The sequence below is a fragment of the Streptomyces sp. MA5143a genome, assembly GCF_900290235.1.
Classification (GTDB): Bacteria; Actinomycetota; Actinomycetes; order Streptomycetales; family Streptomycetaceae; genus Streptomyces.
Genome location: NZ_OLMK01000008.1, coordinates 24,958 through 45,413 on the forward strand (window position 1 = coordinate 24,958; position 20,456 = coordinate 45,413).

22 protein-coding genes and 1 pseudogene are annotated in these 20,456 nt (G+C 73.1%); 12 read left to right on the forward strand and 11 right to left on the reverse strand.

Going from position 1 to position 20,456, the window contains the following annotated elements; all coding sequences use genetic code 11:
- Nucleotides 1-32: 32 nt before the first annotated feature.
- Complete coding sequence (locus SMA5143A_RS02410) at nucleotides 33-665, reverse strand: precorrin-8X methylmutase (protein ID WP_107461197.1); 633 nt, start codon at nucleotides 663-665, stop codon at nucleotides 33-35.
- A 204-nt stretch (nucleotides 666-869) separates the two neighbouring features.
- Between SMA5143A_RS02410 and SMA5143A_RS02415 the strand changes: the two genes are divergently transcribed.
- The 3 genes from SMA5143A_RS02415 to SMA5143A_RS02425 all read left to right on the forward strand — a co-directional run bounded on the left by SMA5143A_RS02415 (nucleotide 870) and on the right by SMA5143A_RS02425 (nucleotide 4,087).
- Nucleotides 870-1,421 carry a GNAT family N-acetyltransferase gene (locus tag SMA5143A_RS02415; RefSeq protein ID WP_107461160.1) on the forward strand — a complete coding sequence of 184 codons (552 nt, stop codon included), beginning with the start codon at nucleotides 870-872 and terminating at the stop codon, nucleotides 1,419-1,421.
- Nucleotides 1,422-1,694: 273 nt separating this feature from the next.
- Complete coding sequence (locus SMA5143A_RS02420) at nucleotides 1,695-3,692, forward strand: right-handed parallel beta-helix repeat-containing protein (protein ID WP_107461161.1); 1,998 nt, start codon at nucleotides 1,695-1,697, stop codon at nucleotides 3,690-3,692.
- Nucleotides 3,689-4,087 (forward strand): GNAT family N-acetyltransferase, encoded by a 399-nt coding sequence (locus SMA5143A_RS02425; protein WP_107461162.1) that lies wholly within the window; start codon nucleotides 3,689-3,691, stop codon nucleotides 4,085-4,087. Before SMA5143A_RS02420 ends, SMA5143A_RS02425 begins: the two co-directional genes overlap by 4 nt.
- Nucleotides 4,088-4,104: 17 nt before the next feature.
- Here the strand turns inward: SMA5143A_RS02425 and SMA5143A_RS02430 are convergent, their stop codons facing one another.
- Entirely contained in the window at nucleotides 4,105-4,740 is a 636-nt protein-coding gene (locus tag SMA5143A_RS02430; protein WP_258193238.1) for a hypothetical protein, read from the reverse strand.
- Between the two features lie 91 nt (nucleotides 4,741-4,831).
- Nucleotides 4,832-5,593, reverse strand: a complete 762-nt coding sequence (locus tag SMA5143A_RS02435; protein ID WP_107461163.1) for a nuclear transport factor 2 family protein — start codon at nucleotides 5,591-5,593, stop codon at nucleotides 4,832-4,834.
- A gap of 664 nt (nucleotides 5,594-6,257) precedes the next feature.
- Here SMA5143A_RS02435 and SMA5143A_RS02445 point away from each other — a divergent pair.
- The gene (locus SMA5143A_RS02445; protein WP_181361685.1) at nucleotides 6,258-7,181 is read left to right on the forward strand and encodes a helix-turn-helix domain-containing protein; all 924 of its coding nucleotides are present in this window, start codon (nucleotides 6,258-6,260) and stop codon (nucleotides 7,179-7,181) included.
- 54 nt (nucleotides 7,182-7,235) lie between these two features.
- Here the strand turns inward: SMA5143A_RS02445 and SMA5143A_RS02450 are convergent, their stop codons facing one another.
- The 3 genes from SMA5143A_RS02450 to SMA5143A_RS02460 all read right to left on the reverse strand — a co-directional run bounded on the left by SMA5143A_RS02450 (nucleotide 7,236) and on the right by SMA5143A_RS02460 (nucleotide 8,824).
- Complete coding sequence (locus SMA5143A_RS02450) at nucleotides 7,236-7,568, reverse strand: DUF3140 domain-containing protein (protein WP_107461164.1); 333 nt, start codon at nucleotides 7,566-7,568, stop codon at nucleotides 7,236-7,238.
- Nucleotides 7,569-7,574: 6 nt separating this feature from the next.
- Nucleotides 7,575-7,802 carry a DUF2945 domain-containing protein gene (locus SMA5143A_RS02455; protein ID WP_099967784.1) on the reverse strand — a complete coding sequence of 76 codons (228 nt, stop codon included), beginning with the start codon at nucleotides 7,800-7,802 and terminating at the stop codon, nucleotides 7,575-7,577.
- Nucleotides 7,803-7,942: 140 nt separating this feature from the next.
- Nucleotides 7,943-8,824, reverse strand: coding sequence for a LysR substrate-binding domain-containing protein (locus tag SMA5143A_RS02460; protein ID WP_107461165.1), 882 nt, complete (start codon nucleotides 8,822-8,824; stop codon nucleotides 7,943-7,945).
- An 82-nt stretch (nucleotides 8,825-8,906) separates the two neighbouring features.
- On the opposite strand from SMA5143A_RS02460, the gene SMA5143A_RS02465 reads away from it, so the two are divergent.
- Genes SMA5143A_RS02465 through SMA5143A_RS02475 form a run of 3 tightly spaced genes read left to right on the forward strand, consistent with a single transcriptional unit; the run spans nucleotide 8,907 to nucleotide 11,505 of the window.
- Complete coding sequence (locus SMA5143A_RS02465) at nucleotides 8,907-10,112, forward strand: thiolase family protein (protein WP_107461166.1); 1,206 nt, start codon at nucleotides 8,907-8,909, stop codon at nucleotides 10,110-10,112.
- The gene (locus tag SMA5143A_RS02470; protein WP_107461167.1) at nucleotides 10,109-10,804 is read left to right on the forward strand and encodes a 3-oxoacid CoA-transferase subunit A; all 696 of its coding nucleotides are present in this window, start codon (nucleotides 10,109-10,111) and stop codon (nucleotides 10,802-10,804) included. Before SMA5143A_RS02465 ends, SMA5143A_RS02470 begins: the two co-directional genes overlap by 4 nt.
- Nucleotides 10,801-11,505 carry a CoA-transferase gene (locus SMA5143A_RS02475; protein ID WP_107461168.1) on the forward strand — a complete coding sequence of 235 codons (705 nt, stop codon included), beginning with the start codon at nucleotides 10,801-10,803 and terminating at the stop codon, nucleotides 11,503-11,505. Before SMA5143A_RS02470 ends, SMA5143A_RS02475 begins: the two co-directional genes overlap by 4 nt.
- A gap of 28 nt (nucleotides 11,506-11,533) precedes the next feature.
- Here SMA5143A_RS02475 and SMA5143A_RS02480 read toward each other — a convergent pair whose 3' ends face one another.
- Nucleotides 11,534-12,712, reverse strand: a complete 1,179-nt coding sequence (locus SMA5143A_RS02480) for a Cmx/CmrA family chloramphenicol efflux MFS transporter (protein ID WP_107461169.1) — start codon at nucleotides 12,710-12,712, stop codon at nucleotides 11,534-11,536.
- A gap of 339 nt (nucleotides 12,713-13,051) precedes the next feature.
- Between SMA5143A_RS02480 and SMA5143A_RS02485 the strand changes: the two genes are divergently transcribed.
- From SMA5143A_RS02485 to SMA5143A_RS02495, 3 genes are all read left to right on the forward strand, one after another.
- Nucleotides 13,052-13,267, forward strand: coding sequence for a hypothetical protein (locus SMA5143A_RS02485; protein ID WP_107461170.1), 216 nt, complete (start codon nucleotides 13,052-13,054; stop codon nucleotides 13,265-13,267).
- 53 nt (nucleotides 13,268-13,320) lie between these two features.
- Nucleotides 13,321-15,117 carry an ABC transporter ATP-binding protein gene (locus SMA5143A_RS02490; protein WP_107461171.1) on the forward strand — a complete coding sequence of 599 codons (1,797 nt, stop codon included), beginning with the start codon at nucleotides 13,321-13,323 and terminating at the stop codon, nucleotides 15,115-15,117.
- A gap of 100 nt (nucleotides 15,118-15,217) precedes the next feature.
- Complete coding sequence (locus tag SMA5143A_RS02495; protein ID WP_107461172.1) at nucleotides 15,218-15,694, forward strand: tautomerase family protein; 477 nt, start codon at nucleotides 15,218-15,220, stop codon at nucleotides 15,692-15,694.
- Nucleotides 15,695-15,701: 7 nt separating this feature from the next.
- Here the strand turns inward: SMA5143A_RS02495 and SMA5143A_RS02500 are convergent, their stop codons facing one another.
- A complete protein-coding gene (locus SMA5143A_RS02500) occupies nucleotides 15,702-16,286 on the reverse strand; it encodes a TetR/AcrR family transcriptional regulator (RefSeq protein WP_181361686.1) in 585 nt (194 codons plus the stop codon).
- Nucleotides 16,287-16,400: 114 nt separating this feature from the next.
- On the opposite strand from SMA5143A_RS02500, the pseudogene SMA5143A_RS02505 reads away from it, so the two are divergent.
- Nucleotides 16,401-16,544 (forward strand): annotated as a pseudogene (locus tag SMA5143A_RS02505) (tautomerase family protein); the annotation flags it as partial.
- Nucleotides 16,545-16,578: 34 nt separating this feature from the next.
- Nucleotides 16,579-17,601 carry a zinc-dependent alcohol dehydrogenase gene (locus SMA5143A_RS02510; protein WP_107461174.1) on the forward strand — a complete coding sequence of 341 codons (1,023 nt, stop codon included), beginning with the start codon at nucleotides 16,579-16,581 and terminating at the stop codon, nucleotides 17,599-17,601.
- Here SMA5143A_RS02510 and SMA5143A_RS02515 read toward each other — a convergent pair.
- From SMA5143A_RS02515 to SMA5143A_RS02525, 3 genes are all read right to left on the reverse strand, one after another.
- Nucleotides 17,558-17,839, reverse strand: a complete 282-nt coding sequence (locus SMA5143A_RS02515) for a response regulator (RefSeq protein WP_258193240.1) — start codon at nucleotides 17,837-17,839, stop codon at nucleotides 17,558-17,560. The two genes, SMA5143A_RS02510 and SMA5143A_RS02515, sit on opposite strands and share 44 nt — an antisense overlap.
- Nucleotides 17,840-17,946: 107 nt before the next feature.
- Nucleotides 17,947-19,347 (reverse strand): MATE family efflux transporter, encoded by a 1,401-nt coding sequence (locus SMA5143A_RS02520; RefSeq protein WP_107461175.1) that lies wholly within the window; start codon nucleotides 19,345-19,347, stop codon nucleotides 17,947-17,949.
- A 44-nt stretch (nucleotides 19,348-19,391) separates the two neighbouring features.
- Nucleotides 19,392-20,444, reverse strand: a complete 1,053-nt coding sequence (locus tag SMA5143A_RS02525; RefSeq protein ID WP_107461176.1) for a cysteine synthase family protein — start codon at nucleotides 20,442-20,444, stop codon at nucleotides 19,392-19,394.
- Nucleotides 20,445-20,456: the final 12 nt, after the last annotated feature.

The following is a 20,456-nucleotide window of genomic DNA, read 5'->3' on the forward strand; positions in this document are numbered from 1 at the left end:
TCGCCGTGGGGCCTCGCCGGACCCGGGCGCCCTCACTCCTCCTCGCTCGCGAGGGCGTTGAGCGCGGCGGCGGCGATGGCGCTGCCGCCGCGCCGGCCGCGTACGACGAGGTACTCCAGCCCCAGGGGGTTCGCGGCCAGCGCGTCCTTGGACTCGGCGGCGCCGACGAAGCCGACCGGGACTCCGATGACGGCGGCGGGCCGGGGCGCGCCCTCCTCGATCATCTCCAGGAGGCGGAACAGGGCGGTCGGCGCGTTGCCCACGGCGACGACCGAGCCCTCCAGCCGGTCCCGCCACAGTTCGAGCGCGGCGGCACTGCGCGTGGTGCCGAGCTTCGCCGCCAACTCGGGGACGGCGGGGTCGGCGAGCGCGCACACCACGTCGTTGTCGGCGGGCAGCCGCTTGCGGGTCACTCCGCTGGCCACCATCCGGACATCCGTGAACACGGGTGCCCCCGCGCGCAGCGCCTCGCGGGCGCGGGCCACGACCCCCGGCGAGTACGCCAGGTCCCGTACGAGGTCGACCATGCCGCAGGCGTGGATCATCCGGACGGCCACCTGGCTCACGTCGGCGGGCAGGGCCGCGAGGTCGGCCTCCGCGCGGATGGTGGCGAAGGACTGGCGGTAGATCTCCGCGCCGTCCTTCTCGTAGTCGTACGTGGTCACGGTGTTGTTCTCGCTGTCTTCGGTCGTCCTGCGGGCCTCGGCGCCAGGGTTCGGGCCGCGTGCGCTTACGGCCGGGCCGGGGCGCCGGACGGCGAGCATATCCACGGCCGGCGCCACGTCCCGCACTCGGGCGGTGACCCTCAGGCGCTCCCCTCCCGCGCCCTTCACCCGCGCGTCGCCGGTGGTTCTGCCACGCTGACGGACATGACGGTGCAGAGATCCCCTCGGTTCGCGCAGTTCACCCGGCCCGGCGACGTCACCCCGGACCTGCGGAAGGAACTCACCGACTGCTGGGAGGACGTGGCCAACGCGGGCGGCGCGGTGCTCGCCACGGAGTTCCCGCCGCTGCCGGTGAGCACGCACGACGTCGCGCCCGTCGTCGACGGACTCGTCGGCACCCTGCATCCGGGGCGCGGCAGGCTCCTCGTGGCCACCGTCGGTGGCTCGCTCGCCGGCTGGCTGGTCCTCCGCCGCGAACCGCACCCGCTCGGCGCGCACTGCGGCACGGTCAACCACGTCCAGACCCATCCGCGCTTCCGGGGCCTCGGCATCGGCGCCGGGCTGATGCACCGCGTCCATGACATCGCACGGGACGAGATGGGCCTGGAGCGCCTGCAACTCTCGACCCGCGGCGGGGTGGGGCTGGAGGACTTCTACCGCAAGGTGGGCTGGGAGGAGGTCGGCCGCTGGCCGGGCGCGCTCCGCATCGCGCCCGGCGACGACCGGGACGCCATCCTGATGAGCCTCGCCCTGTGACCCCTTCACCCCTCCGACTTTTCCCACCCATCCCACCGGTCCGGCCCGGCCAACACGTCCCACCCGTCCCACCCGTCCGACAGGTCCCGCGCGTCTCCGCCGGTCACCTTCGCATGGGCCCGTCCCCGGCGTAGGGCGCGCCGGGCGCGACGAGGGTTGGCCGGTGCGGGCGGGAACGGCTACCGAAGTCGGCCCGGCAGCGACGATCGGCCGATCCGCCCGCCGCCGCTCCGCCTCGACGATGGAGGCCCCGACGAGCGGAGGAGCAGGCCCATGACGGATGTACGGGCACACGCGGAACGGGGGCGACGACGGCGTCACCGCCTCGGCGTCACCGTGTGGGCGGGGGTGGCGGCGGTCTGCGTCCCGTGGACGGCGGCCCCCACGGCCGCCGCGACCGGCGGCGACCGCCCCGCGGTCCAGCTGTACGTGGCGACCTGGGGCGACGACGACTGGCCCGGCACGATCGACCGCCCGTTCGCCACCCCGGCCCGCGCCCAGCGGGCGGTGAGGGCCCGCGCGGAAGGGATGACCTCGGACATCGTGGTGAACCTGCGGGGCGGCACGTACCGCCTCCCCGCCCCGCTGCGGATGACCGGCGACGACTCCGGCCGGGGCGGGCACCGTGTGGTCTACCAGGCGTACGGCTTCGGGACGCCGGGCCAGGAGAAGGTGACGCTCAGCGGGGGCCGGCCCGTCACGGGATGGCGGCCGGACCCGGAGCGGGAGGGGGTGTGGCGGGCGGACGTCGGCGGCCTGGAGACCCGCCAGCTGTACGTCGACGGCCGGCGGGCGACCCGGGCGGGTCTCGGCTCGGGTCTGCCGGGCGAGCTGCGGACCACCGACACCGGCTACACCACCACCAGCGCGATCCCCCGGTCCTGGCGCCACCCGGAGGACCTGGAACTGGTGTACCGCTTCGACTACGTGGAGGGCCGCTGCGGCGTCGCGGACATCTCCCGGGGGCCGGGGAGGCGGACCACGGTCACCATGGAGCGGACCTGCTGGAAACTGGCCCGCGACCTGTACGGAAAGGAGTCCCTCGGCGAGCCGTCCTTCGTCGAGAACGCGCCCGACTTCCTGCACCGGCCCGGCAGTTGGTACCTCGACCGCTCCCGGCCCGGCCGCCACCGGCTCCTCTACCGGCCGGCGCCCGGCCAGGACATGCGCCGCACACCGGTGGTGGCGCCCGTTCTGGAGACCCTGCTCAGCGGCACCGGACGCCCCGGACGCCCGGTGCACGACATGACCTTCCGGGGACTGACGTTCGCCGACGCGACCTGGCTGGCGCCGAACGAGCGGGCCGGCTTCGTCGCCGCGTGGAGCATGTACATGAGGCCCGGCCGTGGGGCGGGTGGCGCGATGGAGGCCCGTACGGTGCCGGGGAACATCGCCTTCAGGACCGCCGAGCGCATCACCTTCCAGGGCAACCGGTTCGTCCGACTCGGCGCGCAAGGGCTGGAGTTGTCCACGAACAGCTCCCACAACAGCGTCGTCGGCAACGTCTTCACCGACATCTCGGACGGCGGTGTCGTCCTGGGAGTCCTGCCGCCCGACACCAAGGGGACGAACCGCGGCAACCGGATCACCGACAACTGGATCCACCACATCGCGGCCGAGTACCACGCCGCGTCCGGTATCTGGGACACCGGCGGCCGGGAGACGACCATCGCGCACAACCAGGTCGACCATGTGCCGTACACGGGCATCCTCTCCGGCCCCAGCGAGGACCTGCGGGGCCTGATGCGGGGCGGCCGCATCGTCGGCAACCGGGTCTTCGCCACGAACCGGCTGCTGGCCGACGGCGGCGGCATCTACCTCCGCGGCGAACAGGGCACCTCGTACGCCGACGGCCTCGTGGTCAGCGACAACGCGGTCACCGACAGCCGGTACGGCGTGTGGAACGTCGGCATCTACACCGACGACAGCAGCAACTGGATGACCGTGCGCCACAACGCCGTCTACCACTACCGGGCCTCCATCGGCGGGTGCAGCGAGGAGTGGGGCAACCGCCCGGTGCGGCACGTCCGTTACCACGGCAACTTCTGGGACGACGCCGTCCCCGACTGGCTGCCCCGCCGGCCCTACCCCGGCGGCTGGCCGCCCGCCCCCGACTGCGGCGACCCCCACGACCTGGAGTTCCGGGCCAACACCCTCCTGCCCCGCACCCACCCCGCCCCGACCTGCACCGCCACCCCCGCCTGCGCGACGATCCTCGAACGCTCCGGCCCCCGCCCCGGACGATCACCGTTCACTACGGTTGCGCCATGACGATCACGTACGAGTGGCGGGGCGACGTCGACAACCCCGCTCTCAACGAGCTGCACGCGGAGGGGTTCGGCCACCCCGTCGGCCGGACGGACTGGGCGGCGAGGCTGCGGCGCCACAGCCTCGGCTGGGTCTGCGCCCGGGACGAGCGGGGCCGGCTGGTCGGCTTCGTCAACGTCGCCTGGGACGGGGGCGCCCACGCGTTCGTCCTGGACACGGTCGTGGCCCGCGCCGCCCGCTCGAACGGGGTGGGGGCGGAGCTGATCAGGGCGGCGGCGGAAGGGAGCCGCGACGCGGGCTGCGCCTGGCTGCACGTCGACTTCGAGGAGCGTCTGCGGCCGTTCTACTTCGACGCGTGCGGCTTCAGGGAGACGGCGGCGGGGCTGATCGCCCTGTGAGGCGCGCCGACGCGGGGTCAGGTCGCGAGCCCCGCCCGCCGTAGCAGGGTCAACCACTCGTCGTGCTCCGCCGACTCGTCGTCGACCAGCCCGATCCGTATGTACGCGGCGGTCGCCAGCCGCTCCACGAAGAACTCCTCCAGGCTGGCCGCCAGATGCTCGAAGCGCTCGGCGTCCGGCCATTCGCGGTGCTCGTCGGGGATGCCGAGGACACCGCCGTCCGCCCGGTCGACGTAGACCGGCGTCTCATGGATCAGGCCGACGCAGAACAGCCTCTCCGGGGAGAGCGGCAGGACGCAGTCGACGACCGGATCGCAGTAGAACTGGTGCCCGAGGGCCTCCTCCAGGCCGAAGAGCTGCACCGACGGGCTGCAGCTCGCCCCGTCCAGCACCCGACAGAAGTCCAGGAACGCCGCGGGCACCCCGTCCGCCGCCGCGGCCCGCGCCGTCTCCTCGTCGACGGTCCCGCCGAGCAGATACGAGAAGAGTTCCGGGCTCTGGGCCTTGGCCGCGCGCAGAGCGTCCACCGTCACCCGCAACCGCGCGCCCGACCGCCTCACCTCGCCGGCCCCACCACCGCTGAATCCCGTCATCAGGGCACGACGGGCTCCGACGGGGGCGGCACGGCCGGCGTCAGCGGGGATCGGCGACATACGCCTAGGCTAGAGCCTCGCCCGGCACGGCGACGGGGCCGGCCGGTCCGCCGGGAACGTCGTGGCGTCCGGGAGGTCGTCCAGCGACCGGTCAGAACAGGCCGTTGCCGTGCGGGAGTTCGGCCGGTACGGGGACGATGACGTCCCAGTGCTCGACGATCCTGCCGTCCGCCACGCGGAACAGGTCGTAGTAGGCGACCGCCGGACCGAACTCGCCCTCGGACTGCGTCAGCACGAACTCGCCCTCGGCGATGACGCGGTGGACCTTCTTGTAGACGAGGTTCTTGCCCTGCTCGGCCCACGCGGCCGCGGCCGCGCCGAAACCGTCGAGGCCGTCGGCCGCCTCGGTGTTGTGCTGGTGGTAGGTCTCGGTGGAGATGTAGTCGGTGAGCACCGAGTAGTCGGCGCCCACGAGGACCTTCCTCGCGAACTCGGTGACCAGGGCGCGGCTGGCCTCTGTCAGGTCGGCCCGCGTGACCTCGGCGGGGCCGTCGGTCTGGGAGCGGCCCGAGACGGTCTTCTCGACCAGCGGCGTCAGGGCGTCCCAGTGCTCGGCGAGCTTGCCGTCGGCGTCGACGCGGAAGATGTCGAAGGCGACGAGCGGGTCGGGCCCGAAGCCGTGATACGTGCCGTGCAGGGCGACCAGGTCACCGTCGGCGATGACGCGGGCGCCTTCGTAGCGGAAGTCCTCGCCGAGGGAGGCGACGAGCCCGCGCAGGGCCTCGGGGCCGTCGGCGGCGAGCGCGCTGTGCTGCGTGTAGTTCGCGGCGACCCAGCGGTCCACGGCGGAGGGATCCTTGTCGCCGAACAGTTCTGCGGCGGCCTGGAGAACGGTGTTCTTCGCGTTGCTCATGACTGTTTCCTCGGGTGCGGACCTGCGCGGGACGGGCCTGGCGGGCCACCCACGCCGGTTGAACGATGATGTGTTCAAATTAGGCCGCGAGCAGCGGCTCGACCGGCTCAGATCGCGACTTCTTGTGTTCAAAATCTGACAGTCGGCTCAGGTGGAGGCGCGCAATGAACAGGGCTGCGGGCGTCTGCCCCGGGGTCAGCCCACGAGGCCGCGGACGATCTCCGCGAGGGGCGTGGCAGGGTGGCCGGTGAGGCGGGGCACGGCATCGCTGACACCGTCGAGTTCGCCGGCCGCGATGGCCGTGTACGTGGACACCCAGGCGTCGAGCTGCCACGGCGGGGCGCCGTAGGAGGCCCGCGTGGTCGTCAGAGTCGCTCAGCGCCGCGGCGGCCGCCTCGGCGATGTCGTCCTGGCCGACGAACGCGGCGCGCCCCCGGCCGGCCGGCCCCCGGATCACGCCGTCCTCGCCGACGAGGTCGGGGACGAACCCGGCGTAGAGGTTGTCCCGCAGGAACGTGTACGCCATGTCGCTCGCCCGGATGTGCTCCTCGGTGTGACGACGCGTACGTCCTTTCCGGTTTCCGCCACGGGGAAGCCCCGGTTTCTCGGGCGGCACGACCAACGTATGAGGAAACCCGAGAAAACCCGGATAAACTTCCGACTGATGATGGCCAAAAACCGACACGGTTCCTCTCAGGAGATCGTCAAGATCCCCTTCGTCGCTCCCGCCGGCACACCCACCGGGATCGAGGTCATGTCACTGGCCGCGCTGCGCGGACGGGTCTCCGCGCGGTCCCTGGCGCGCCCGCAGCGCCCGGAGTTCCACCACCTGCTCACGCTCACGACGGGCGACCTGCGGAACACCGTCGACTTCGACGAGTACGTGCTGCGGCCCGGCTCCTGGCTGTGGGTGCGCCCCGGGCAGGTGCACCAGTGGGGAGACCTCGGCCGGGTCGAGGGCACGCTGGTCCTGTTCCAGCAGGACGTGCTCGACGCGGCCACCGCGACCGCCGCCCGGGTCGACGACCCGCACACCCCCGCCGTCGTCACGCCCGTCGCCGACGACGTCCAGGCGGTGGCCATGGCCGCGGAGCACCTGAGCCAGGAGTTCCAGGCGCTCGGCCATCTCCCGCTGGAGGTGCACAGGGCGGCCCTGCGGCATCTGCTGGCGGTCCTCCTGCTGCGGCTCGCCCACCTCACGGTCCCGGTCGGCGTTCCCGCACCGGACCCCGACGAGACGTACCTGCGGTTCCGTGACGCGGTCGAACGGGACTTCACCCGCACCCGGCGCGTGGAGGACTACGCCCGCGCGCTCGGCTACTCCGGGCGCACCCTCTCCCGGGCGACGCTGGCCAACGCGGGAACCAGCGCCAAGGAGTTCGTCGACCGCAGGGTCGTACTGGAGGCCAAACGCCTGCTGGCGCACGGGGACCGGACCGCGGCCCAGATCTCGGAGCAGCTCGGCTTCGTCAACCCCTCCCAGTTCAGCAAGTACTTCACACACCGCACGGGCCAGTCCCCGATCGAGTTCCGCAACGGGGTCCGGGGGCGCGGCGAGGATCCCGCCCCGCCGCCGGGCGCCGGATAGCGCCCCGCGTCGGCTGCCACCGGTTGGCGTCCCGCCCCGGCCGCGCGGGGGCCGTCAGGCCAGTGGGTCGTGGCCCCAGTTCATGAGCGAGTACCTCCACCGGGTGTCCCTCGGGTCTCCCGAGGGTCGTTGGGCGAGGTGCCGCCGGATGTAGCCGACGACCTTCCGCATGTGCCGGTAGTCGTCGTCCGAGAGGTCGCCCCTCGCCGTGCGCAGGATGCCGACGATCCGGCGCCCCGAGGCGTGGCCCGTGGACTCGCCGCCGTCCTTGTGCTGCCCGGCGCCGCGCGACTCCTCCGAAGCCAGCCACTCCTCCAGCTCGGCCGGCCTCATGTTGACCAGCTCGCGGAACTCGTCCCAGGTCTCTTTCCGCTCGGTGCCCTCCACGCGGCGTCACTTCTTCTTCAGCGCGGACGGCTTGTGCACCGCGGAGCGGCCGGACTTCTCGCTGCGGACCTGGTACTGCGGGTCCTCGGGCGACGCGTCCACCGTCCTGCCCGCGGCTTCCGTCCGCTCGGTGATCTCCTTCTCCACCTCGCCCTCGGCCCGGCCGCCGTGACTGCTCCAGGCGACCTTGTCGCCCTTCTTCAGCCTCTTGCCCTTGCCCCGGTCATTCGCCATGTCGGCCTCCTTCCCCCGCCCCAGTGGACAGCGCGCCCCCGACTCCAGCGTGCGGGCATCTCGTCCACGCCGCAGCTCCGACCGGGCCGCCGCCGCTCGCCGCCGGTGCGGCACGGGCGCCGCGCCCCGCGAAGGTCCCCTCAGAACGCCGCCCGGATGATCCCCACCGTGCGTTCCAGGTGCGGCTCCGCGCGGTCGGCGCGGTGGGCGACGGCCAGCTCCACGCGCGCGTCGGCCCCCGCCAGCGGAAGGTACGCGACACCGTCGAGCGCCAGCGCGGTCACCGGCTCGGGCACCACCGCCACGCCGAGGCCCCCGGCCACCAGCGTGACCAGCGTCGACGTCTCGCCGACCTCGTGCCGGACACGCGGCTCGACCCCGGCGCCGCGCAGGAGGGCCATCACGACGTCGTACATCACCGACCGGCGGTCGGCGGAGTGCACGATCAGGTCGGTCCCGGCCAGGTCCGCCACCCGCAGCCGCTTCCGGCGGGCGAGCGGATGGTCGACCGGGACGGCGACGACGAGCCGGTCCCGGCGCAGGGCGTGCACGGTGAGCGAGGGATCGGCCGACGGCGGGCGCAGCAGCGCGACATCGATCGCGCCGGTGCGCAGCGCCTCCACCTGGTCGGGTGCGAGCATCTCGCCGCGGAAGGAGAAGTCGACACCGGGCAGCGCCTCCGACAGCCGCCGCGAGAGCGCGGGCAGAAGGCTGTACGTCGCCGAGCCCACGCACCCGATCGCGAGGTGCCCCACCGTGCCGGCGGCGACGCGCCGGGCGTGATGGCCGGCCTCGTCGACGTCGGCGAGGATCGCGCGGGCCCGCGCGAGATAGGCGCGGCCGGCCTCGGTGAGGTCGACACGGCGCGTGGTGCGGCGGAGCAGCTGCACACCGAGTTCGGCCTCCAGCTGCCGGATCTGCTGGGACAGCGGCGGCTGGGCCATGTGGAGCCGCTCGGCGGCCCGCCCGAAGTGCCGCTCCTCGGCCACCGCCACGAAGTACCTCAGGTGCCGCAGATCCATACGCCATCCATATGTCGTCCATATCAATCGGGTCGAATATGCGTACTTCAGAATATCGCGGCCCTGGATTAGCGTCCCTTCCATGAGTGCTTTCATCTACGCCGCGACGCGGACGCCGTTCGGCCGCTTCAACGGCGCGCTGGCCGGTGTCCGCCCCGACGACCTCGCCGCCGCCGCGATCACCTCGACGCTCGCGACGGTGCCCGGGCTCGACCCGGCCGCGATCGACGACGTGGTGTGGGGCAACGCCAACGGCGCCGGCGAGGAGAACCGCAACGTCGGCCGGATGGCCGCGCTGCTCGCCGGGCTCCCGGTGAGCGTGCCCGGCAGCACGGTCAACCGGCTGTGCGGGTCCAGCCTCGACGCGGCGATGACGGCCAGCCGGCAGATCGAGTCCGGCGACGCCGAGGTGGTGCTGACCGGCGGCGTGGAGTCGATGACGCGTGCCCCGTGGGTGCTGCCCAAGCCGGCGAAGGGGTTCCCGGCCGGCGACGTCACCGCGGTCTCCACGACGCTCGGCTGGCGGCTGGTCAACCCGCGTATGCCGAAGGAGTGGACGGTCAGCCTCGGCGAGTCCAACGAGCGGCTCCGGGAGCGCTTCGGCATCACCCGTGAACGGCAGGACGAGTTCGCCGCCCGCTCCCACCGACTCGCCCACGCGGCCTGGGAGTCGGGCTTCTACGACGATCTGGTGGCGCCGGTCGAGGGCGTCGACCTCACCCGTGACGAGGGCATCCGCGCGGGCTCCACACCGGAGGTGCTCGCCGGGCTCAAGCCGGTGTTCCGCACCCCGGAGCAGGGCGGCACCATCACCGCGGGCAACGCGAGCCCCCTCAACGACGGCGCCTCCGCGGTGCTGTTGGGCAGCGAGGGGGCCGCGGCGGCGATCGGGGCCGACCCGGTCGCCCGGATCGCCGGGCGCGGGGTGATGGCGCTGGAGCCGCAGGACTTCGGCTACGCGCCGGTCGAGGCGGCGAACCGCGCGCTGGCCCGGGCCGGGATCGGCTGGGACCAGGTGGGCGCGGTCGAGATCAACGAGGCGTTCGCCGTGCAGTCCCTCGCCTGCCTCGACGCGTGGAAGGTCGACCCCGCCCTCGTCAACCAGAAGGGCGGCGCCATCGCGATCGGCCACCCCCTGGGCGCCTCGGGCGGCCGGATCCTCGGCACGCTGGCCAAGGTGCTGCGGGAGACGAGGCAGCGCTACGGCGTCGCCGCGATCTGCATCGGGGTCGGCCAGGGTCTGGCCGTCGTCCTGGAGAACTGCGATGTGACGGGGGTGGACGCATGAGCAGGGCGGAGATCCTGCGGAGCGCCGACGAGGCGGTCGCCGGCATCGAGGACGGGTCCACCGTGCTCGTGGGCGGCTTCGGCCTGGCGGGCATGCCGTTCGACCTGATCGACGCGCTCATCCGGCAGGGGGCGAAGGACCTCACCATCGTGTCCAACAACGCAGGCAACGGCGATGTCGGGCTCGCCGCGCTGCTCGCCGCCGGCCGGGTGCGCAAGGTGCTCTGCTCCTTCCCGCGCCAGGTCGACTCCTGGGTCTTCGACGACCTCTACCGTGCCGGGAAGGTCGAACTGGAGGTCGTGCCGCAGGGCAATCTCGCCGAGCGGATGCGCGCGGCCGGTGCCGGCATCGGCGCGTTCTACTGCCCGACCGCGGTCGGCACCCCGCTCGCCGAGGGCAAGGAGGAGCGGGAGATCGACGGCCGGAAGTATCTGCTGGAGTACCCGATCAAGGGCGACTACGCGCTGATCAGCGCCCACCGCGCGGACACGATGGGCAACCTCGTCTACCGGAAGACCGCCCGCAACTTCGGACCGGTCATGGCCACGGCCGCGACGACGACCATCGTCCAGGTCGACCAGGTCGTCGAGACGGGGCAGCTCGACCCCGAGGCCGTGGCCACCCCGTCCATCTACGTCGACCGGATCGTCCAGGTCGAGGCCCGTCACTACACCGTGCAGGGGGCGCGATGACCACCACACCGACGACCGCGGGGGCGACCCCGGCGAGCGGTCGGGCGGATGCCGTGCCGCCGATGACCGCCGACCACCGGCTCTCGATGGACGAGCTGGCCGCCGTCATCGCACGCGACATCCCGGCGGGCGCCTTCGTCAACCTCGGCATCGGCCAGCCCACCAAGATCGCCGACCATCTGCCGGACGACTCCGGGGTGGTGCTGCACACCGAGAACGGCATGCTCAACATGGGGCCGAAGGCCGAGGGCGACGCGGTCGACCCCGACCTGACCAACGCCGGCAAGGTCCCGGTGACCGAGCTGCCGGGCGCGGCGTACTTCCACCACGCCGACTCCTTCGCGATGATGCGCGGCGGCCACCTCGACGTGTGCGTCCTCGGGGCGTACCAGGTGGCGTTCGACGGCGACCTCGCCAACTGGCACACCGGTGAGCCCGACGCCATCCCCGCCGTCGGCGGTGCCATGGACCTCGCCATCGGAGCCAAGGACGTCTACGTGATGATGACGCTCTTCACCCGCTCCGGTGAGCCGAAGCTCGTGCCCCGCTGCACCTATCCGCTCACCGGCGTCGGCTGCGTCAGCCGCGTCTACACGGACTGCGGCGTCTTCGACGTCGGCCCCGCCGGCGTACGGATCCGGCAGACGTACGGCGTCCCCGCCGGAGAACTGGCGGAGCGCCTCGGCATCACGCTCCCTTAGGGAAGCCACCACCCCCGTCCGGGAGGGATCACGCCCGCTCCTCCGTGCCCCGGCGGGCCGCGACGGCGGTACGGAGGGGGAGCGCGACGAGCAGCGCGACCGCGACCAGGAGCCCGCTCGCCCACAGCGGCCCGAGGACCCCGGCCCGGGTGCCGAGGGTGGTCGCGGCAAGGACGGGGCCGACGGCGGCGCCGATGTTGAGCGCTGCCGTCGCGTACGAGCCGGCCATGGTGGGGGCCCCTGCCGCCTCGTGGAGGACGCGTGTGATCAGGGTGCCGCCCAGCGCGAACGACAGGGCGCCCTGCACGCACACGAGGACCAACAGCGCGACCGGCTGGTCCGCCAGCAGTGCCAGGGCCGGCCAGCCGAGGAGCAGCAACGGTCCGCCGACCGCGAGGACTTCGGCCGGGCGCCGGTCCGAGAGCCGGCCGGCGACGCTCACGCCCACGAAGCCGCCGGCGCCGAAGAGCATCAGGGCGACGGAGACCCACCACTCGCCCAGCCCGGCGGTGCCGGTCACCACGGGGGCGAGGAAGGTGAGGCCGCCGAACGTCGCCGCGTTCACCAGTGCGCCCAGCAGCATCACCAGGAGCAGCCGTGGCCGGGCGAGTTGGGCGAGTTCGACGGTGAGGGACGGCCGGTCGGTCGCCTCGTCGTTCCCGTGTCCTGCCGGGATCCCCTTCAGGATGCCGAGCGCGGCGGGCAGGCAGAGCGCGGCGACGGCCCAGAACGTGAACCGCCAGCCGAGCGAGGTGCCCAGCACCGACCCGCCGGGGACACCGGCGACCGTGGCCACCGTCGTGCCCGACAGCAGCACGGCCAGCGCGCGTCCCTTCCGGTCGGGCGGGACCAGCGCAGCGGCGGCCGTCAGGGCGACGGCGAGGAACCCGGCGTTCGCGACCGCGGCGACGACCCGCGTGGCGAACAGGACGGCGAAGCTCGTGGTGAGGGCGCCCACGACATGAGCCGCCGCGAAGGTGAGGACGAACCCGAGGAGGCCGGAGCGCGGGGGCCGTTCGCGGGCGAGCGCGGCCACCAGGGGAGCGCCGACGACCATGCCGACCGCGAACGCCGACGTGAGCGTGCCCGCCGCCCCGACCGTGACGCCGAGATCCGAGGCGATGCCCGGCAGGAGGCCGGCGAGCATGAACTCCGAGGTGCCCATGGCGAAGACCGCCACGGCGAGCAGATACAGGGGGAGAGGCATCGAGTGGCTCCGAGGTGAGGAGAAGCACGAGAAGGTCGTCTCGTCACCGCGGCCGGCCCCGCGCGCAGCCTTGTCCCACCGCTCAGGGCGGTACGACGACAGCGCTACGCGTTCAGTGGTTCAGGGGGCTGACGGCGTGACCGAAAGCCCCCGCGTCATCCGACTCAGGACTCGCCATGCCCCGCACGCTACCCGACCCGAGCGGACCCCGGCAGCCGCGTTTTCCGTCGGCCCCGGCCTTGTGTGCGACCCGATGATGACCTCCTTCCGCCACTCGGCGGGGGTGGACCCGACGGGTGCCGGATGGGCGTGCGGGTGCGGGGCTTCCAGGCTGGAGGCATGACACACCGTGCGCGGCACGAGGCGCCCGACACCGCCCTCGCGTCAGCGGCCGACGTACCCGGCCGTGATGTCGTCCCCCGCCGGGGCGACTTCCTGGAGTTCCTCGGCCTGATGCTGGCGGCCGGCGCCCTCGTCCTGGTCGTCGTCCACCCCGAGGTCCCCGGAGCGCTGGTACGCGCCCTCGCCACGGGAACGGCCGGACTCGTCCGCTGAGCCGGCACATGAGCACGCCCGGTCCGCCATGGACCGCCGAGGAAGGGAACCCGGTGAACACCGCATCCGCTCCGACGACGGAGGAGTCCCCCGAGACGTCCCTGTCCGCCCGGGAGACGGTCAGGGCGCTGTACGCGTATGTCCGGCCCCACCGGTGGGCCGTGGCGCTCGGTCTGTTGTGTGCCCTGGTGGGGGCCGCAGGGGCGCTGTCGCAGCCGCTGGCCACGAAGGCGCTGGTGGACCGGATGGCCTCCGGCGGGACGATCACGGGGATCCTGATCGGGCTCACCGCGCTGGTGGTGGTGGGCACGGCGGTCGAGGCGTACGGCGCGTATGTGCTGGAGCGGACGGCGGAGTCGGTGGTGCTGGCCGCTCGACGCACCGTGGTGGGGAGGCTGTTGCGGCTGCGGATCGCGGAGTTCGAGCGGATCCCGCCGGGCGATCTGATGTCCCGTGTCACCTCGGACACGACGCTGCTGCGGGCGGTCAGCACACAGGCGGTCGTCTCCGCGGCCACCGGCGCGGTCGCGTTCGTCGCGGCGATCGTGATGATGGCGTTCCTCGACGCCGTGCTGCTGGGGGTGACGCTCGGCGTGGTCGTGCTGGTCGGCGGGGCCGTCGCGCTGGTGATGCCGCGGATCGCCCGGGCCACCGAACGGTCGCAGCAGGCCGTCGGGGAGATCTCCGTCGCGCTGGAGCGGGCCTTCGGGGCGTTCCGTACGGTGAAGGCGTCCGGCGCCGAGGGCCGGGAGACCGCCCGCGTGGAGGCGGCGGCACGGCGGGCCTGGCGGCACGGCGTGAAGGGCGCGAGGTGGGAGGCCGCGGCGGGCTCGGCCGACGAACTCGCCGTCCAGCTGGCCTTCCTCGCGGTGCTCGCCGTCGGTGGCGCGCGCGTGGCGTCCGGGGCGATCCCCGTCTCCACCCTCATCGCCTTCCTGCTGTACCTCTTCTATCTGATGGAGCCGGTGTCCCGGCTGGTCGACGCCGCGTCCTCCTACCAGGAGGGGTCGGCGGCCATCTCCCGGATCGCGGCCGTGGAACGTCTGGCGACGGAGCCGGTCATCGGGCGGCAGGACACCCCGCCCCGGCAGGTGGCGGCGGTGCCGGGCCCGGCGTCGGTCCGCTTCGAGGACGTGTCCTTCCGCTACCGCGCCGGTCTGCCCCACGTCCACCACCAGGTGAGCTTCGAGGTTCCGGGCGGCGGGACGACGGCCTTCGTGGGGCCCTCCGGTGCGGGCAAGTCGACGGTGTTCGCGCTCATCGAGCGGTTCCACGAGGTCACCGGCGGCAGGGTCCTCGTCGACGGACAGGACGTACGGCACTGGTCGCTGCCCCGGCTGCGGGCCGCGATCGGCTACGTCGAACAGGACGCCCCGGTGCTGGCCGGCACGCTCCGCGAGAACCTGGTCTTCGCGGCGCCCGGCGCGAGCGACGACGACATCCGCGACGTCCTGGCCCGGACCAAGCTCGACACCCTCGTCGAGCGCCTGCCCCATGGCCTCGACACCCCGGTCGGACACCGCGGCTCCAAGCTGTCCGGCGGCGAGCGGCAGCGCGTCGCCATCGCCCGCGCCCTGCTGCGCAAGCCCCGCCTGCTCCTGCTGGACGAGGCGACCTCGCAACTCGACGCCGTCAACGAGCTGGCACTGCGGGACGTCCTCACCGAGGTGGCGCGGCAGACCACCGTGCTGGTGGTGGCCCACCGTCTGTCGACGGTGACGGGCGCCGAGCGGATCGTCGTGATGGACGCCGGACGGGTCCGTGCCGTCGGCACCCACGAGGAACTGGTGGCCGAGGACGAGCTGTACGCACACCTGGCGGCCACCCAACTCCTGACCCCCACGAACTGAGGTGGACGGCGCCGATCACCCGCCGCCGAGCGGCTATGACGGTCGTTATAGAAGCGTGTACGCTGACCCTCGTCCATAACGACTGTCATAGGAGCAGGGCATGACGATCATCACCGTCACCACCCCGGCCGGACGGCTGAGCCCGGAGCGGCGTCGCACGCTCGCCGAGACGCTGACGGACGCGGTCCTCGTGCCGGAGGTGGGGCAGTTCGCCCCGCTCGCGCGGAGCGGGTTCCAGGTGCACTTCGTGGAGCGTCAGGCGGACATGGTGGCGATCGGCGGGCGGTTGCTGTCCGACCTCGGTCCGGACGCCGATGTCATGGTGGTCGACGTGGCCGTGATGGACGGGGACTGGCGGCAGGAGGTCAGAGCCGCCGTCATCGAACGCGTCCTCGCCGCACTGGCCGACGCCTGCGGGCTCGCGCGGCCCTCGCCGACCTGGTGGGTGAACTTCCGGGTCGTCGACGAGGGCAGCTGGGGCTCCGGCGGCGGCGTGCTGTCCATCCTCTCCCTCCTCGACAGCGGTGTGTTCACCGAGGAGAAGGCCAAGGCCGTCCGCGCCGCGCTCGGCGCGTGACCCCGCGTCACCTCCGCGTGGCGGCGGCGATGAGGGCCTGGAGCTGTGCGGCGGTGTGATCCAGCGGCTGGGTGCTGCGCTTGGCGCGGCACATGGCCACCGTGCCCTCGACGGCCGCCACCACGAGTGTCGCCAACTGCGCGGCCTGCTCGCTCTCGGCGCCGTGCTCCCGCAGGGAGGCGGCGAGCAGGGCCTGCCACTGCTCGAAGACCTCGGCCGCCGCGACCAGCGCGGGCGGCACCCCGTCCGCCGGGGGTTCCTCGATGGCCACCGCCAGGACCGGGCAGCCCGCGTGGAAGTCGCTCCCGACCACGATCCCGCGCCACAGGTCCAGGAAGGCGCTCAGACCCGCCGCCGGCCCCGCCTCCAACTCCTTGCGCAGGCTCCGCGCGACCCACTCGCCGGTGAACCGGACCGCCTCCGTGGCCAGTTGCTGCTTGCCCTCGGGGAAGTAGTGGTACGTCGAGCCGAGCGGCGCCTCGGCGTGCTTGGCCATCTCCCGGATGCTCGTGGCGCTCAGTCCGCGCCGGCTGATCATGTCCGCGGCCCCGGCCACGATCCGCTCACGCGACGGCTTGCCGCTCCTGGTCACCGCGCCACTCCCTCCGGTCCCCTGGCGTCCGTCACGGTCGCGGCCGCCCCTGGTTATAACGTCCGTCATAGTCTAGCGTGACCCAGGTCCATAACGATCGTCATAGGAGCCGTCATGCCCATGATCCGGTTGACCGTGCCCACGGGAGCCCTCACCAAGGAGGGCCGCGCCACCGTCCGGCGCGACCTCGGGGCCGTCCTGCCGCGCTGGGAGGGAGCGCCCGACACCGCGTTCTTCCGCGCCCAGGCGTGGAGTTACCCTCACCCTGGCGCGGGGAACGCGGAGCAGGCCGGTGCGTGAGCTGACGTACGTCGCCCGCCGCACCGTCGAGTGGCGCGAGGCCCCCGACCCCCGGGTCGGGTCGGCCGGTGAGGCCGTCGTGGCGCCGGTCGCCGCGACCTCCTGCGACGTGGACTCGGCGATCCTGGCGGGCCACGGCTTCATCGAACCGCCGTTCGCCCTCGGCCACGAGTGCGTCGCCCGTGTCGTCGACATCGGTGACGCCGTGACCGCCGTCGCCCCCGGCGACCTGGTCGTCGTGCCCTGGTCCATCAGCTGCGGCACCTGCGGCCACTGCCGCGACGGGCTCACCGCCCACTGCGCCTCCGTACCGCACATGGCGATGTACGGCGCACCGATCGGCGGCAGTTGGGGCGGCCTCTTCTCCGACCTGGTCCGGGTGCCGTACGCGGACGCCATGCTCGTCCCGCTGCCGGCGGGCCTCGACCCGATCGCCATGGCCTCGGCGAGCGACAACTGGTCGTTGTCGTGGCGCCTGGTCGCGCCCCACCTCACGGCCCGCCCCGGCGCGCGGGTGCTGGTCGTCGCCCGGGGCAGCATCGGCCTCTACGTGTGCGACATCGCCCGCGCCCTCGGCGCCTCCGACGTCCTCTACGTCGACCCCGACGCCGAGCACCGCCGGCTCGCCGCGGGCTTCGGCGCCCGCACCGTCGAGACGATGGAACCGGTGCGCCACGGCTTCGACCTCGCCGTGGAGGCGACCGGCCGCGTCGACCAGCTCGCACTGGCCGTCAACTCCCTCGCCCCCGAGGGCGTATGCGAGTCGGCGGGCAACCACTTCCGCCCCGGTGGGCTGCCGCTGCTCGACATGTACCTCACCGGGGTCACCCTGCGGATCGCCCGCGACAACGTCCGCGCCCACCTGCCCGACGCCCTCGCGCTCGCCGCCTCCGGCACGGTCGACCCGGCCCGAGTCGTCTCCCACGTCCTCGACTGGGAACAGCTCCCCGAGGCCCTGCCCGAGCGGCACCTCAAGCCGGTGTTCGTCGCCGAACGGGGCACGACCACAGGCTGACCGGGGCCCACGGACCACGGCACCCCTCGTTGATGCGTTCGATCGCGGTCAGGCCGTCCATGCCCGGCATACGCAGGTCCATCAGCACGACGTCCGGGCGGCTGCGCCGGACGGCCTCGATGCCGGCCGCGCCGTCATGGGCCACGTCGACGACCTCCAGGTCCTCGGCCGAGCCGAGAATGGTGCGCAGGAAGACACACACCATGGGCTCGTCGTCCACCACGACTACTCGGGCCACGCTCACACCACCGATTCCGCGGTCGGTCCTGACGTGCCCCGGTCGCTCCTGTCCTCCGCGTGCGCCGGAGTTCGTGAGAAACGGGCGGTGCGCCGTGCCGGCGGCGGTCAGGCCTGGGAGGGCTCCGCCTGCGTGGGCCGGGGCAGCCGGTCGAGGCCGCGGTCGAAGCGGCGCAGGAGGAGCACGGCGGTGGTGGCGAGACCGGTGAGGAGGCCGAGCCAGATGCCGAGGGTGTCCAGGCCCAGGGCGAGGCCGAGGAGAGCGGCGGCGGGCAGGCCCACCAGCCAGTAGCCGACGAGGGTGACGCGGAAGCCGCCCTTGGTGTCGTCGAGGCCACGCAGCAGGCCGACGCCGATGTTCTGCGCGCAGTCGAAGAACTGCAGCACCGCCGCGACCAGCAGCAGTTGGGTGGCGATGTCGACCGCCCTGGCGTCACCGGTGTCGAAGAACGGCGCGAGCACCAGGTCGGGCGCGGTCACGTACACCAGGCCGACCACCGCCATCACCGCCGCCGCGCAGGCCACGGCGGTGGCCTTCAGCCGCTGGGCCGCGGCCAGGTTGTGCAGGGCCAGCTCCCGGCTGACGCCGATGGACGCGGCGTGGGAGAGGCCGACGGCGATCTGGAAGACGATGTAGACGAGCTGGTTGACGGCGGTGTGCGCGGCCAGCGCCGCCGTGCCGAAGCTGCCCGCGAACAGGGCGACGACGAAGAAGAAGCCCGCCTCGGAGCCGTAGGTGGCGGCGATCGGCGTACCGAGCCCGGTCAGCCGGCGCAGGGTCGCGGGGCGGGTCTTCCAGACGCTGAGCGACAGGACGGGCGCCAGCCGGGGGTCGCGCCGGGCGGACAGGTACAGGGCCAGGCAGGACAACGCGTACACCAGGCTGGTGGCCAGGCCGATGCCGGGCAGGCCCAGCTCCGGGAAGATCCAGGTGCCGTGGATGAGGACCCAGTTGAGGCCGGCGTTGACGGCGATCGAGACGAGGGTGATGCGCAGCAGGGCCTGCGGGCGGCGCATGCCGACGGTGAACTGGCGTATCGCCTGGAACCACAGACAGGGGACCAGACCGGGCGCCATCGTGTACAGGATGGGCTTCGCGGCGTCGACGACCTCCGGGTCCTGGCCCAGCCAGATCACCGCGAGCCCGATGAGCACCATCAGCACGGCGCCGACGACCCCCACGAGGGTCGAGAGGAGCAGGCTCGCCCGGACCAGGTCGCGGACCTCGTCCTCGGCGGCGCCCGGCGCGTCGGCCGACTCCGCCCGCGCGTCGGCCGCCGCGACCTGGTTGCCGACGGCGGTGACCATGCCGACGCCCATGGTGCGCAACTGGTTGAAGATCACCATGGCGAGGCCGCCCGCCGCGAGGGCCTCGGTGCCGAGCAGGCCCATCATGATGGTGTCGGTGGTGGTGAGGGCGACCTGCGCGAGCTGGGTGAGCGCCAGCGGCACGGCCAGTGTGGCGAGGGCGCGGCTGTCGCCGAGGAGGCGGGCGAGGGCGGGCGGCATCGACTTCCGTTCCTGAGGTGGGGGGACGCTGACGACGGGACGAACTACCCCTGGACGTCCGGCGCGACACTGCGGAGCTTGGCGAGCAGCTCGTCCACCTCGCGTTCGGTGTCGGGGGAGAGCAGGTCCCGGGCGCCCATCCAGTCGTCGTCGAAGACCGTGTCCAGGTACTTCTCCCCGCCGTCGTTGATCAGGGCGACCATAGTCGTCCCCGGCGCGAGGGACGTCATCCGGGTCAGCGCCTCGTACACCACTCCGCCGGCCGAGCCGCCGAGCATGAGCCCGGTGCGGCGGGCCACGGCGCGGGCGGTGGCGAACGCCTCGACGTCACCGACCTTCGCGCCCTCGTCGAGCAGGCTGTAGTCGACCATGGCGCCGATCGTCGCGCCCTCCGGTGTGCCGGTGCCCGACTGGTGGTAGTCGTGCGCGGGCGGCCCGAAGGCGATGGACCCCTTGGGCTCGACCCCCACGATCCGCACGTCCGGCACGGTCGCGCGCAGCGCGCCCCCGGTGCCGAACAGTCCGCCGCCGGTGCCGACCGCGCCGATCAGGATGTCGACACGGCCGTCCAGCGCGGCGTCCAGCTCCCGGGCCACCGGGTGGTAGCCGACACCGTTGGCCATGTTGTTGTGCTGCTCGGTGAAGTACGCGTTGTCCGACTCGGCGGCCATCCGCTCCGCCAGCTCCTCGCGCGCGGCCGTGGCGAGGTCCTCGTCGCCCTCGGCGGCCACGTAGACCAGTTCGGCGCCCATGGCTTTCATGGCGCGCAGCTTGTCCTTGGACGCGTGGTGGTCGACGACCGCGGTGAAGGTGTAGCCGCGCTCGGCGGCGACCACGGCGAGCCCGAGCCCGGTGTTGCCCGAGGTGGACTCGATGATCCGCCCGCCGGGACGCAGCAGCCCGCGCTCCTCGGCGTCGACGACCATCTGCCGGGCCATGCGTATCTTCGCCGTCCCGGTCGGGTTGAACTGCTCCAGCTTCAGCAGCAGCCGGGCGTCGCTCTCCGTGCGGCACAGCTCGAACAGCGGCGTGGCGCCGATGAGTTCGGAGACCTGGCGGACGACGGGCGGACGGTGCAGGGGGTGGGGGTGGCTCATGGCGGGGAACTC